Origin of the sequence: Mediterraneibacter butyricigenes (assembly GCF_003574295.1) — a bacterium.
Classification (GTDB): domain Bacteria; phylum Bacillota; class Clostridia; order Lachnospirales; family Lachnospiraceae; genus Mediterraneibacter_A; species Mediterraneibacter_A butyricigenes.
This window is the reverse complement of sequence record NZ_BHGK01000001.1, coordinates 850,799-865,152: the sequence shown is the minus strand read 5'-3', so window position 1 is coordinate 865,152 and position 14,354 is coordinate 850,799. Positions and strand designations below refer to the sequence as shown.

12 protein-coding genes are annotated in these 14,354 nt (G+C 45.0%); all 12 read left to right on the top strand.

Going from position 1 to position 14,354, the window contains the following annotated elements; all coding sequences use genetic code 11:
* Positions 1-34: 34 nt before the first annotated feature.
* The 12 genes from KGMB01110_RS04075 to KGMB01110_RS04020 all read left to right on the top strand — a co-directional run bounded on the left by KGMB01110_RS04075 (position 35) and on the right by KGMB01110_RS04020 (position 14,292).
* Positions 35-1,180 (top strand): trans-sulfuration enzyme family protein, encoded by a 1,146-nt coding sequence (locus tag KGMB01110_RS04075; protein WP_119297641.1) that lies wholly within the window; start codon positions 35-37, stop codon positions 1,178-1,180.
* A 368-nt stretch (positions 1,181-1,548) separates the two neighbouring features.
* On the top strand, positions 1,549-2,811 hold the full coding sequence (locus KGMB01110_RS04070; protein ID WP_119297640.1) for an ATP-dependent Clp protease ATP-binding subunit ClpX: 1,263 nt from the start codon (positions 1,549-1,551) through the stop codon (positions 2,809-2,811).
* A gap of 68 nt (positions 2,812-2,879) precedes the next feature.
* Positions 2,880-4,664, top strand: a complete 1,785-nt coding sequence (gene hcp / locus KGMB01110_RS04065) for a hydroxylamine reductase (RefSeq protein WP_119297639.1) — start codon at positions 2,880-2,882, stop codon at positions 4,662-4,664.
* A gap of 142 nt (positions 4,665-4,806) precedes the next feature.
* Positions 4,807-5,094: a type II toxin-antitoxin system RelB/DinJ family antitoxin gene (locus tag KGMB01110_RS04060; protein ID WP_117602767.1), complete on the top strand. Its 288-nt coding sequence runs from the start codon at positions 4,807-4,809 to the stop codon at positions 5,092-5,094.
* The gene (locus KGMB01110_RS04055) at positions 5,084-5,398 is read left to right on the top strand and encodes a type II toxin-antitoxin system RelE/ParE family toxin (RefSeq protein WP_119297638.1); all 315 of its coding nucleotides are present in this window, start codon (positions 5,084-5,086) and stop codon (positions 5,396-5,398) included. The genes KGMB01110_RS04060 and KGMB01110_RS04055 overlap by 11 nt, the downstream gene beginning before the upstream one ends.
* Before the next feature lie 104 nt (positions 5,399-5,502).
* Positions 5,503-6,000 carry a GNAT family N-acetyltransferase gene (locus KGMB01110_RS04050; protein WP_119297637.1) on the top strand — a complete coding sequence of 166 codons (498 nt, stop codon included), beginning with the start codon at positions 5,503-5,505 and terminating at the stop codon, positions 5,998-6,000.
* Positions 6,001-6,024: 24 nt separating this feature from the next.
* Positions 6,025-6,762, top strand: coding sequence for a YkgJ family cysteine cluster protein (locus tag KGMB01110_RS04045; RefSeq protein ID WP_119297636.1), 738 nt, complete (start codon positions 6,025-6,027; stop codon positions 6,760-6,762).
* Positions 6,763-6,936: 174 nt separating this feature from the next.
* The gene (locus KGMB01110_RS04040; RefSeq protein WP_119299072.1) at positions 6,937-7,440 is read left to right on the top strand and encodes an NUDIX hydrolase; all 504 of its coding nucleotides are present in this window, start codon (positions 6,937-6,939) and stop codon (positions 7,438-7,440) included.
* A 10-nt stretch (positions 7,441-7,450) separates the two neighbouring features.
* On the top strand, positions 7,451-10,522 hold the full coding sequence (locus KGMB01110_RS04035; RefSeq protein ID WP_119297635.1) for an InlB B-repeat-containing protein: 3,072 nt from the start codon (positions 7,451-7,453) through the stop codon (positions 10,520-10,522).
* Positions 10,523-10,939: 417 nt separating this feature from the next.
* Positions 10,940-11,566 carry a L(+)-tartrate dehydratase subunit beta gene (gene ttdB, locus KGMB01110_RS04030; RefSeq protein WP_117888944.1) on the top strand — a complete coding sequence of 209 codons (627 nt, stop codon included), beginning with the start codon at positions 10,940-10,942 and terminating at the stop codon, positions 11,564-11,566.
* A gap of 330 nt (positions 11,567-11,896) precedes the next feature.
* On the top strand, positions 11,897-12,802 hold the full coding sequence (gene nadA / locus KGMB01110_RS04025) for a quinolinate synthase NadA (RefSeq protein WP_119297634.1): 906 nt from the start codon (positions 11,897-11,899) through the stop codon (positions 12,800-12,802).
* Positions 12,803-12,969: 167 nt separating this feature from the next.
* Complete coding sequence (locus KGMB01110_RS04020) at positions 12,970-14,292, top strand: L-aspartate oxidase (protein WP_119297633.1); 1,323 nt, start codon at positions 12,970-12,972, stop codon at positions 14,290-14,292.
* Positions 14,293-14,354: the final 62 nt, after the last annotated feature.

Genomic DNA, 14,354 nt, shown 5'->3' with positions numbered 1-14,354 from the left:
GAGTATAAGAAACAAAACAGCAGGAGGAGAAGGTATGACCTATCATTTTGAAACACAATGTATCCATGGGGATCGGACAAAGGAGCAGGCACATCCTTATGGGGCAGTGGCAGTCCCGATCTATCAGACCGCCACATTTTCCCATCCGGGGATCGGACACTCTACCGGCTATGACTATACCAGAGAAAGCAATCCGACCAGAACGGAGCTGGAAAAGATGATGAGCGGTCTGGAACAGGCAGAAGATACAGTGGCCTGTACGACCGGGATGGCGGCAATCTCTCTGCTGATGGAATTATTTTCTTCCGGAGATCACTGGGTGTGTTCGGAAGATCTTTATGGAGGATCTGTCCGGATCTTTGACAGCATGGGGAAAAAGCGTGGATTGGAATTTTCCTATGTAAATACGGCAGACCTGGCAGCGACAGAGGCTGCAATCCAAGAAAATACCAAAGTCCTTTATATTGAGACCCCAAGTAATCCGACGATGCAGATCACAGATCTGAGGGCCGTCCGGAAGCTGGCGGATAAATACGGGCTGCTGGTAGCTGTGGACAATACATTCCTTTCGCCATATTTTCAGAAACCATTGACACTCGGTGCTGATTTTGTGGTACACAGCGGAACCAAGTTCCTTGGGGGACATAATGATACGCTGGCGGGATTTTTGTGTACCGGGAACAAAGACTATGTGGAAAAAATCCGATATATTTACAAGACATGTGGATCCTGCCTGTCTCCGTTTGACAGTTTCCTGTTGATCCGGGGATTAAAGACGCTGGCGGTACGAATGGAACAGCAACAGAAGAATGCAAAGAAAATCGCAGAATGGCTGCGGACACAGCCGAAGATAAAGAGTGTCTATTATGTGGGGCTTCCGGATCATCCGGGGTATGAGGTGAATGCAAATCAGACCAGCGGAGCGGGAAGTATGATCTCATTTCAGGTGGATTCGGAAGAAACAGCCAGAACGCTTCTGGAAAAGGTGCAGTTGATCACTTATGCAGAAAGCCTGGGCGGAGTGGAATCCCTGGTTACCTATCCGATGTTACAGACACATGGAGATGTGCCGAAAGATGTGCGGGAGAGATTGGGAATTACAGAAGATTTCCTCAGACTATCTGTGGGCATCGAGCATGTAGAGGATCTGATCGCAGATCTGGAGCAGGCGCTGGCGTGATATGTGTATTAAGAAAAAAGTTGCTTTTCGTGAAGAAGGAGCGACCCCTTAGTTTGAAAAAACGGAGTACAGAAGAAATTCTGCACTCCATTTTTTATATTAATATTTCCATAAGTCTGTATTGAAAAGGATCAAAAACTGATTTCCTTTTAAGAAAAAATTTAATTAAATAAATTTTTACAGGTGTATTTCTGTAGAAATAACACCGCAAACCGCGCGTAGAAGAAAAGGAGATCAGACGATGGAAAGTAAGCGTGTTATAAAGTAAGAAGGACGAGAGAAAAGGCCTGAAGAATAGAAAAACTTCAGGTCTTTTTGCGTACTTAAAAAAGAATTTAGTGTTCGGAAAAAGAAAAAAGGAGAACGATATGAAAAGACAAGATGCCTATGAATTTTGGTTAATTTATATGAAACTGATCACAAAAGATGGGGCGGATATTGAGATGAGTAATCCGTTACATGACTTTAAAGCACAGGCTCATGCCGGAGATTTTGATGAGCTAAGTGATGAAACCTATTATGAACGATATGAGCGGGCGGAAGAAGTGGCTTCCTTCTGGAAAGGTGCATCGGAAAAGGCGGTTGGAAAAGTATTTCTGGAAGCGTTGAAACAGACTCCGATCGGGGAAGCGGAAGTGAAAGATCTGGCCATGATGTTGGCGGAGATCTCAGAGCGGACAACCTATGACTGGGAACAACGAAAACAGGAAGAGGAAAAAGCGCAGGAACCAAAAGCGAAAGGACATGGACAGGAAGACAAAAGGTTACAGGAAAAAGAACGGAAAGAACGAAATAAAGAAAGAAATCAGGAAGCAGACGCAGGATTCGAAGCGTTTTACGGAGAGACACCGTTTGACACGAAACCCTATCAGTGGACGCCGCACCGGATCTATGATTATCTGGGAGAATATGTCTATGGACAGGAAGAAGCAAAAAGAGGAGCGGCGATCATGCTGTATCATCACATGAAAGACATTTTCCTGGAGGAACCCACGGAGAAAGTGAAGAAGTTGCTGGTGGTCATTGATGAAGCCGATAAGTTGTTTGAACCCATGGTGGGTTCAGGCGGAACCGACTTCTCCAGAGCTATCCAGAATGAGTTCTTAAAAGTGATGGATGGGGATGAAGTGACCTTTGTTCCGGAAGAGTCTGGGAAGAATCCGGTGTCGATCGATTGTTCCAACATCTCCTTCGTATTCTGCGGAAGCTTTGAGACGCTGAGAGAGAACCGCTGTTCTGCAAATTCAGGAATCGGTTTCGGACAGAACCGGAAGTCAGATCCGAAAGAAGACCGGAATCTTACGGAAGAAGATTTGATCGAATACGGAAATGTTCGGAGAGAGATCGCAGGAAGAATTCAGCAGATTGTGGTACTGGATGATCTGGATGCAACAGACTTTGAACAGATCATGAAGAGCCCGAAACGGATGTCTCCGATTCGTCAGATTGAAGAGCAGTATGAAGTGAAAATGGAGATGGATGATCGGACGAGACAGAGTCTGGCAAGGCGGGCAGCAGACAGCGGACTGGGATGCAGATACATCCGGTCTCAGATTCAGGGAATGCTGGATGAGAAGATCTTTGATGAGCCGGAGCAGACAAGATTCAGATTCTTTCTTCCAAAAGAATAAGAAGAATAATTCTCATACCTTTGCCGATACTACTTAGAAAAAGAAAAAAAGAAAAGGACGGTGAAGGTATGAGCAATCATATGGATCTGGGATATGAGATGTTTTGCTATCAGTGCGAACAGACGGCAAACGGAAAAGGATGTACGAAGTTGGGAGTCTGCGGAAAGACGCCAGAGATCGCCAATCTACAGGATCTTCTGATCTTTCAGTTGAAAGGGATCGGATATCTGGGGAAAAGGGTGATGGATCAGGGAGAGCCTATGGACAAAAAGGTGATCCGCTTTGTGGAATTTGTGTTATTTACCACTCTGACCAATGTAAATTTTGATGCGGAGGTGCATGTGGATCTTCTGAAAAAATCCCAGAAGGTGAAAGAAGAACTGTTGAGAAAGATAAAGCAGAATAAGGGACAGGTACAGGCACAGGAAAAGTCAGTGAAAGAGGTGTGGCGAGATTCCAACATGGCACCCGATGTGGAATCAAATTTGAAATCAGAGGAAAATGCAATGAAAACTTTTCCTGTTTATGTCACCTACGTGCTGCCGGAGACAAAATCGGAAATGCTACAAAGTGCCGGAATCGCGGGAATCATGTATGACAAATCCTTAGATCCGGATATCCGGTCTCTCAGGCAGACGATTCTGTACGGACTGAAAGGAATCAGCGCCTACGGGCATCAGGCGAGGGAACTGGGCTATGTGAGCGAACAGGTCGATTCCTTCTATTTACAGGCGTTGGACGCGCTGACAGACGATAATCTGACGGTGGAAGAACTGATCCGTATGACCATGCGAACCGGAGAGACAGCCGTGGAAGTCATCAAGACGCTGGATGAAGCCAATACCTGTATTTACGGAAATCCGACTCCGCATAAGGTCAATGTGCAGCGGAGAAAAGGACCGTTTATCATCGTCTCGGGACACGACCTGAAAGACCTGGAAATGTTACTGAAGCAGACAAAGGGGACAGGCGTCAATGTCTATACTCACGGGGAAATGCTGCCGTCCCACGGATATGACGGTCTGAAAAAATATCCGCACCTGGTGGGGAATTTCGGTGGAGCCTGGCAGGATCAGCAGAAAGAATTTGACAACCTTCCGGGCTGTATCCTGATGACCACCAACTGCCTGATGCGGCCGAGAGAAAGTTATAAAGACCGGATTTACAGTACCAACGTGGTAGGCTGGGAAGGCGTGAAATATATTGGCAAAAAGGAGAACGGAGAAAAAGATTTTCGACCAATCATCGAACAGGCACTGGAACTGGGTGGATTTCCGGAAGAGGAAGAACCGAAAGAGATTCTGGTGGGATTCGGCCATCATACCACACTGAACGTGGCGGGACAGATCGTGGAAGCGGTGAAGCAGGGAAAGATCCGGCATTTCTTCCTGATCGGTGGCTGCGACGGAGCCAGACCGGGACGAAATTATTATACGGAATTTGCCCGTCTGGTGCCGGACGACTGCGTGATTCTTACACTGGCCTGTGGAAAATACCGGTTCAACAAACTAGACTTCGGAGAAGTAGCAGGGCTTCCAAGACTTCTGGATATCGGACAGTGCAATGATGCCTATTCTGCGGTAAGGATCGCGACGGCCCTGGCGGACGCCTTTGAAACAGATGTAAACGGACTGCCGCTCTCCATTATCTTATCCTGGTACGAGCAGAAAGCCGTGGCGGATCTACTGGCACTTTTGAGTCTTGGAATCAAAGGAATCTATCTGGGACCGACTCTTCCCGCATTCCTGAGTCCCAATGTGCTTCAATATCTGATCGATACCTTTGACCTGAAACTGATCAGCAACGCGAAGGATGACCTGAAAAGCTGCCTGAGGCAGAATGTGAATATGTAGGAGGGATTCTGAGTCTCGGATTTTTGTGGATTCTGCAACTCGCTCTATAAAATAGAATTCATGCAAAAACAATACAAAAATATTGAATTAGAAATGATTTAGCATTATAATAGAAGGAATAAATGAAGGAGAGGTGCTGAACATGGCTAGTACAATTCAGGTCAGAGTAGAAGATGAGTTAAAGCGTAAATCAGATGCTCTGTTTAAGGATCTAGGTACAGATACAACAACGGCAATCCGAATGTTTTTAACACAGGCTGTCGCAACAAATGGCTTCCCTTTTGAAATAAAAAGACAGACAGAATCAAATCCGTATGCACCGATGACCGAGAAAGAAATGCTTACAAAATTGAAAAAGTCCAGAGAACAGGGAACATTCAGAGATGCAGATCAAGTGATTTCTGATATGAGGTCAAAGTATGGATTATAAGATTGTTTTGATGAGGGACGCGGAAGAGGATCTTGACAGAATTATCACATATCTTTTGTTCGAAAAGAAAAGTGAACAGGCTACGAGAAATTTATTAAATGACTTTGAGGCAACAAAAACAAGTTTGTCAAATGTTGCCGGGAGTCTGAAACTTTGTGATAATCTAAAATTGAGAGAATTAAGATACCGAAGAATTAATTTTTTATTCTATCGATATTTTATGCTTTACCGTATTGAAAATGATATTGTTTATGTAGATAATATTTTTCATGAATTGCAGGATTTCGAAAATAAAATGAATTAAATATTTATAACAAATTCCTACCCGTCTGGGCTAACTCCTAAGTTTGAACAGGATTTAAGAGATGATAGAATGAAAAGAAAAAAGAAACGGAAAGAGAAAACAGCATGGAAAAATTTGAATTTCGAACGATACGTATAGAAGAAACGGAACAGGCAGTGCAGATCGAACAGATTTGCTTTCCGCCGAATGAAGCCTGCAGCCGGGAATACATGGAAGAACGGATAAAGGCGGCACCGGAACTTTTTCTGGTGGCAGTGGACAGAGAAACAGGAAAAATCGCAGGATTTCTGAACGGGCTTTCGACGATGGAGACAAAGTTCCGGGATGAATTTTTTACAGATGCTATGCTTTATGATCCGAAAGGGACAACGGTAATGCTTCTGGGACTGGATGTGCTTCCAAAGTACCGGAGACAGGGGCTGGCAAGAGAATTGGTACATCGTTATGCAGAAATAGAAAAAGAAAACGGACGAAAGCTCTTGCTTTTAACCTGTCTGGAAGAGAAGGTTCCGATGTATGAAAAATTCGGTCTGGAAGATTATGGAATGGCGGACTCTACCTGGGGCGGCGAAGCATGGCATGAGATGGGATATAAACTTTAACAGAAAGATCAGGTCAGAGAAGAAATGAAACGAAATGTAACAATGGCAGAGATTTCGGATGGGAATTTATATACCGCAAATGATATGGTAAAAGCAGACTGCCGAGATTGCGAAGGGTGTTCCGCCTGCTGCCGGAATATGGGAAATTCGCTCCAACTGGATCCCTACGATATCTGGCAGCTAAGTACGGGACTTGGAAAAAATTTTGAAGAAATGTTACAGTCGGGATGGATCGAACTGGGAGTCACCGATGGGATGATCCTGCCCTATCTGAAAACCAATCAGGATGCAGGGGCTGGTGATGCTGATGTCAATGTCGATGCCGAGTCAAAAGGGGCCTGTCCCTTTTTGAATCAGGAAGGACGATGTAAGGTTCATGCGTTCCGGCCGGGAATCTGTCGATTATTCCCGTTGGGACGGTATTATGAAGAAGATGGAAATGGCTTCCGGTATTTTCTTCAGATTCATGAATGTCAGAAGACAGACCGCACCAAGATCAAAGTAAAGAAATGGCTGGGGATTCCGGAATTGAAACATTACGAGGCATATATCGTATCCTGGCATCATCTTCTGAAAACTTGTGAAGAGTCAACAGGAGAATTGTCCGAGGAAGAACAGAAAATTTTACAGATGGTAATGTTGCGTACCTTTTATCAGACACCCTATCCGGGCAAGAACAAGGAAGATCTGGAACAGCCGGAGCAATTTTATGAAGCCTATGAAGAACGGAGACAGATGATACGGGAAAAACTGGGATTATAAGAGTGAGAAGTTGAACTCGCAATCCACAGGTAGAGCAGATCTTGTGGGAAAACATTGGTCAGAAAATATCTGTTACGAGGAAAACTGTGGCAGTACAGGCGTGAAAAACAGTTAAAACATAAGAGAGTAATAGAAAAAGAGACAGAAAGAAGAAACAGAAAAAGGAGAAGTACAATGGAATTTTGGGATATTTATGATGCAAACAAACAGCCGACCGGGCGGACAATGAAACGCAATGACTGGTGCTTAAAAGACGGGGAATATCATCTGACGGTATTGGGCGTAGTTGCAAGACCAGATCATACATTTCTGATCACAAAGCGTGTGATGACAAAAGCCTGGGCTCCGGGCTGGTGGGAAGTTTCCGGCGGTGCGGCACAGGCTGGTGAAGCATCTTATGATGCGGTACTTCGAGAGGTGAAAGAAGAAACCGGGTTGGATGTAAGCAAAGCAGACGGAGGATATCTGTTCACCTATAAGAGAGAGAATCCGGGCGAGGGAGACAACTATTTTGTGGATGTATACCGGTTTGTACTGGAAATAGAAGATACAGCTTTGAACTTACAGACGGAAGAAACCGACGGTTATATGTTCGCGGATCTGGATAAGATCAAGGAGATCGCCGCGAAAGGGGAATTCCTTCATTACGACAGTATAAAAGAAGCGTTTGAAGTTTGAGGGAGGACGAATGAAAAAAAGAATTTTGGCAATCTTGCTGGCAAGTGCGTTGACGGCAACTCCGGTAAGCTATGTTTTTGCGGAAGAAGGAACCACGCAGAGCATTCAGACACAGGAAATTCAGGCACAGGAAGTTCAGGCGCAGACCCAGGAGGTACCGGTGGAACAAGGCGGTGTGACCGGTGGCTACCTTGACAATGATCTGGAATGGAATCCGCCGGTCTACTCGGATGATTCGATTCGCAGTGCAGCAGAACTTCCTTCTGCTTATCCGGGAAGCATCGATGCAATCCGGGCAAAATATCCGGAACCGGGGAATCAGAATCCTTATGGAACCTGTTGGGCATTTTCCACCATGGGAATGGCAGAATTTGACCTGATCAATAAGGGAATGGCAACGCAGGGGATTAATCTAAGTGAGTTGCAGCTTGCATATTTTACCTATAATTTTGTGCAGGATCCATTAGGTGGAACCGCAGGGGATATCGCAAAATATTATAATGAAAATACAAGCTTAAAGTATCTAAATAAAGGCGGAACTTATCAGTATGCACTACGGCGTCTGTCTCAGTGGATCGGACCGGTCAATGAATCCGAAGTCCCTTATAGTCAGGCGGCAGATTCGATTCAAAAGGGTGTGGATGAAAAGTATGCCTATGGGTATGATGTGGCTCATCTGGAAAATGCTTATGAAATTAACATGAAGCAGAATCAGGCAGATGTAAAAAGTCAGATTATGAAGCATGGAGCAGCGGGAGTGATGTATTATCATGACGATCTGAATATGGGATGGAATGATACCTTGCAGTGTTATACTTATCATGCAGCGGATGTGACAGGAGGAAGTCATGCGGTGATGATTGTGGGTTGGGATGATAATTTTTCCAAAGACAATTTTATTTCTCCGAATAATAACAAGCCTTCCAACAATGGAGCCTGGTTGATCCGAAACAGTTGGGGATTTACGCAACAGTATTTCTGGATGTCCTATGAATCCGCATCATTGAGTAATACGGCATGGGTCTTTGATTTTGGATCGAAGGATAATTATGACAATAATTACCAGTTAGATGGTGGTCTGGAAACCTATGAGGCAAGTTATAAGACTGTGGCCAATCTCTTTACGACACAGAAAAAAGATGGGGTCATATCGGAAAGTCTAAAGGCAGTTTCTCTGTCGTTTGCCAAGCAATCCAATGTAGCATATACCATTGAAATTTATACGGATCTGACCAATGCGAGAGATCCATACAGTGGAACCAAGCAGGATGCAGCAACGACTACGGGAGCATCGGCTTATGCGGGCTATTATACGATCCCGTTGAAACAGGCAGTGACGCTGAAGCCGGGAAGTACCTATGCAGTTGTGGTGACAACCGATAAGAATGCCATAGACGTGGAAGACGGATGGAGTGAAGCGGTGGATCCGTCTGCTGCAAATATTGTTTATACCTGGGAGAGAAGCGTCAGTCAGTATAACCAGAAGAGTTTCTATCTGTCCGGTGGAAAATTCCAGGCAATGCCGGCAGGAAATCTTCGGATCAAAGCATTTACAGACAATCAGACCAAAGACCTGGAACAACCGGATCAGCCGAACCCGCCGGCAGAAGCGAAGACTTATACGATTTCCTATGAACTGAACGGCGGAACCAATGCTTCCGGCAATCCGACTTCCTATAAAGAAGGAAATGATAAGATCGCGCTGAAAGACGCCACGAAGAAAGGTTACACCTTTGCAGGATGGTATACGGAAAGTGCATTTAAAAATAAGTTGACAGAGATTCCGGAAAAGGCATCTGGAAACTATACCCTGTATGCAAAATGGACGGCAAATCGTTACAAGGTGACCTTTGATGCCAACGGAGGAAACGTATCGACCGGTTCAAAAGAGGTCAGTTATGAGGGAACCTATGGTACACTTCCGATACCAAGTCGAACCAATTATAGTTTTGAGGGGTGGTATACGGCAAAGAGCGGTGGGACGAAGATCAGTGCTTCGACCAAGGTGACGATCACGGCAGCACAGACTTTATATGCGCACTGGAAAGAGATTCCGGTGGATGACAGCAAGATGTCTCTGACGTATCAGTCCCACGTCCAGACCTATGGCTGGCAGAACTGGAAGACCAACGGACAGGTGACCGGAACCAGCGGACAATCCAAGAGAGTGGAAGCGATCAAAATCAAGATTAACAATATTCCTTCTCGGTACAAAGGAGATATTCGATATACTTCCCATGTGCAGACCTATGGCTGGCAGGGAGATGTGAACAATCCGGATACCTGGAAAAAGAATGGAGAAATGTCCGGAACCAGTGGAGAATCCAAGCGATTGGAGGCCATTAAGATCAAGCTGACCGGAGATCTGGAAAAGCATTATGACATTTATTACCGTGTACATTCTCAGAATGTGGGGTGGCTTGGCTGGGCAAAAAATGGAGAGACAGCCGGAACTTCTGGGTACAGTTACCGGATGGAGGCTGTTCAGATCGTTCTGGTTAAGAAAGGAAGCAGTGCACCGGCGGCAAACTACGGAGGAATCACTTCGACAAGAAGTATTTCCATGGTGGTCAAGCCGATTTCCATTCATTACCAGTCTCATGTGCAGACTTACGGTTGGCAGGGATGGGTCAGCGACGGAGGGCTTTCCGGAACCAGCGGAGAGGCAAAAAGACTGGAAGGCATCAAGATTACACTGAGTAATAAAGATTATTCCGGAAGCATTCGCTATACCACACATGTGCAGACCTATGGCTGGCAGGGAGATGTGAACAATCCGAATACCTGGAAAAAGGAAGGAGAAATGGCTGGAACCAGTGGAGAATCCAAGCGATTGGAAGCATTTTGCCTGAAATTGACCGGAGATTTGGAAAAGCACTATGACGTTTATTATCGGACTCACGTGCAGCACTTTGGCTGGCTAGGCTGGGCAAAGAATGGTGAAAAATGCGGAACTACGGGATTCTCTTACCGAATGGAAGCATTACAGATCGTGCTGGTGAAAAAAGGAAGTAAGGCACCGGCAGCAAATTACGGGGGCATTGTATCGAAAGATTCCAGAGCCTGCGTAGAGAAAAAGTAAGAACCTTAATTCCATTATGGAATCTTTTTCGTTGTAAATCCAGATTCTATGAGGAAAATACAAAACAGAGCAGATATCATATATGTCTGCTCTGTTTTATTTATGAAGATTTACCGTTTGTTTCTCCCACAAAAGGAATGCATAAGGGAACATCCGAAGCCCCGGTACTTCCTGCGAGCAAGCATTAGCGCCGTTCGCAGGGTATCTCCATGGGGCGAAGGCAAGCGTAAGCGGTTCCCGTTGCAACCTTTTGCGGGAGGATCATGGTTTTCATCAACATATTTGCCTTTTTTCCAGATCAAACCGATTTCCTGTTCGATGGGTGGGACGATGGGAAGGCCGATCAGCTCCGGCATATTTCTCAGAAGGGAAGCGTAGAGAAAGGCTCCGCCTAAGTTCTGTTGGACAAAATTTCGGATGGTAGAAATGAAAGATGGAAAGAAAATTTTAACAACACCGATCTCAGCAGAAGATCTGAAAGACATTCACATCGGAGACATTGTATATCTGAACGGAAGTATGACAACCTGCCGTGACGTAGCACACAGACGTCTGGTAGAAGCCGGAAGAGAACTTCCGGTCGATGTAAGAGATGCTGCAATCTTCCATGCAGGGCCGATCATCCGACCACTGGAAAATGATAAGTTTGAAATGGTATCTGTCGGACCGACTACCAGCATGCGTATGGAGAAATTCGAGAAAGAATTTGTAGAGCAGACCGGTGTAAAAGTCATCATCGGAAAAGGTGGAATGGGTCCGAATACGGAGTATGCCTGCAAGAATTATAAAGCAATCCACTGCGTATTTCCTGCCGGAAATGCAGTCGTTGCAGCCACAGAAGTCGAGGAGATCGTGGACGCACAGTGGAGAGATCTGGGAATGCCGGAAACATTGTGGCACTGCCGTGTGAAAGAATTCGGACCGCTGATCGTATCCATCGATACAGAAGGAAGAAACCTGTTCGAAGAAAACAAAGTCATCTTTAATGAAAGAAAAGAAAAAGCAGTGAAAGAAATCTGCAAACATGTAGGATTTATCAAATAAGAAAAATAAATCTCGTATCCCTATTGTTTAAAATAAACCATCATAAATGCCATGAGGCTCCTTTTCGGAATTTCTGCCGTCTTTCCGGGAAGGGGCCTTTCTCTTGTTATGGCAGGTTTTATTTCACCGTTGCATTTACAGGAAGGGGTTTTCAGACGTTGGTATTCCAGAATGTTTACAAGAAATATACAACAGCAATAACAGGTGTCTTGTCATCTGCAAATAATAGTGCTATAATGAGCAACATGTAAATTTGTAAGAGGATTTTTGGAGTGTGAAGGATGAAATCCGTGAATAAGGTTTGTGAAGAGAAGATGATGAGGTGAAAGTATGGCAATACAGGAAGAAATTTTAAAATTAAAAGAAGAAAAGAACGCAGTGATTCTGGCGCACTATTATGTCCGTCCGGAGGTGCAGGCGATTGCAGATTATGTGGGAGATTCTTTCTATCTGAGTAAAGTAGCAGTTGATCTGAAAGAACAGACGATTATTTTCTGTGGTGTGTCCTTTATGGGAGAGAGTGCAAAGATTCTGAATCCGGAAAAGCATGTGCTGATGCCGGATATGGAGGCAGACTGTCCGATGGCACATATGGCAGCAGCAGAAAAGATCCAGAAAGTCCGGGAAGAATATGACGACCTGGCAGTTGTCTGTTACATCAACTCTACCGCAGAGCTGAAACGGCACAGTGATGTCTGTGTGACATCTGCAAATGCAGTACAGATCGTAAAAGCCCTGCCGAACAAAAACATTTTCTTTATTCCGGATCGCAACCTGGCCCATTACATTGCAGAGCAGGTGCCGGAGAAACATTTTATCTATAATGAAGGATTCTGTATTGTCCATGAATATATGGAAGTGGAAGAGATCAAAGAAGCGAAGGCAGCCCATCCGGAGGCAGAAGTCCTGTCTCATCCGGAATGTCCGCCGGCAGTGCTTGCGATGTCCGATTACATAGGAAGTACTACCGGAATTATCAAACAGGCAGGAATCACCGATGCGAAAGAGATGATCATCTGTACCGAGAGCGGCGTGTTGTATGAATTGGAGAAACGCTATCCTGACAAGAAGTTTTATTTTACAGAGACATTACCTGTCTGTCGGAATATGAAGAAAGTAACCCTGGAAAAAGTTCTGCATGTTCTTCAGACCGGGGAAAATGAAATCTTTGTGGACGAGGTGGTTCGGCAAGAATCCAGGAAGCCACTGGAGCGGATGCTGGAACTGTCGAAGTAAGAAGTGAAATTCCAGGACTGGAGAAGTGAGCAGGCGGAAAGCCGAATGTCAGAGCTGGTAAAGGACGAGAAAAAGAGTAAGGGAAAAGCACAAGACAGAATCAAGGTGCAAGAAAAGACAAAAGTGTAAGCCAAGATATAAGTGCAAGGCAAGATGGGAGCGCAAAAATGGAAAAAGCAGAATTAAGGGCGGATGTTGTAATTGTCGGAACGGGAGTGGGCGGACTGTTCAGCGCCCTGAATCTTCCACGAAAACAGAAGATCATTATGATTACCAAATCAGACCTGGAGAGCAGTGATTCCTTCCTGGCACAGGGCGGAATCTGCATGCTGCATGATGCAGAAGATTATGACAATTATTTTGAGGATACGATGAAAGCCGGACATTATGAAAATCGGAAGGAATCCGTAGACCTGATGATCCGTGGTTCCAGAGAGATCATTTCAGATCTGATCGGATATGGAGTGGATTTCCAGAAAACAGAGGAAAGGGATCGGAAAGGAAATAATCTGGAAGATGTGTATGCATTTACCAGAGAGGGCGCACATTCCAGACCGAGAATCCTGTTCCATGAAGATATCACGGGGAAAGAGATCACCAGCAAGCTTCTGGCACAGGTAAAGCAGTTGGAAAATGTAACGATTTATGAGTATACAACCATGAAAGATATCCTGATCGAGGATGGAGCGTGCTGCGGAATCCTGGCAGAAACAAAAAGCGGAGAAATGCTGAAAATTTATGTAAAAGATACGATCTGGGCAAGTGGCGGTATCGGCGGAAGATATCAGCATTCTACGAATTTTTCGCATCTGACGGGAGATGCCCTGGATATTTCCGAAAAACACGGAATTCGTCTGGAACATCTGGATTACGTACAGATCCATCCGACCACATTGTACTCGAAGAAACCGGGCCGGAGATTCCTGATTTCCGAATCGGTACGTGGAGAGGGAGCAATTCTACTGAATGCGAAGAAAGAACGGTTTGTCAATGAATTGCTGCCGAGAGACGTGGTGACGAAAGCAATTCGGGAAGAAATGGAAAAAGAAGGATCGGATCATGTCTGGCTGTCTATGGAGAATATTGACAAAGAAACGATTCTGAAACATTTCCCGAACATTTATCAGCATTGTCTGGAAGAAGGATATGACGTAACCAAAGAGCCGATTCCGGTGGTTCCGGCACAGCATTATTTTATGGGCGGTGTCTGGGTGGATTCTGACAGCCACACTTCTATGGGACATTTATATGCGGTAGGCGAGACAAGCTGTAACGGAGTCCATGGAGCCAACCGTCTTGCCAGCAATTCTTTATTGGAGAGTCTTGTGTTTGCAAAAAGAGCGGCACGGAAGATTACCGGAGAAACCATGAATCAAAACATGGATCAGGAGACAGACGCTCAGGATCGAAGAAAGACTGCAAATCCGGATGGAATCACAGAAACGGAAACGCAGACAGCAAAAGAGAATGTAAAAAAGCATGTAGCGTAAGTGGAGAAGAGTGCTGCTATCTGAAGCTGCAAAAGAAAACAGAAATATGCAGAGTCAGGAAA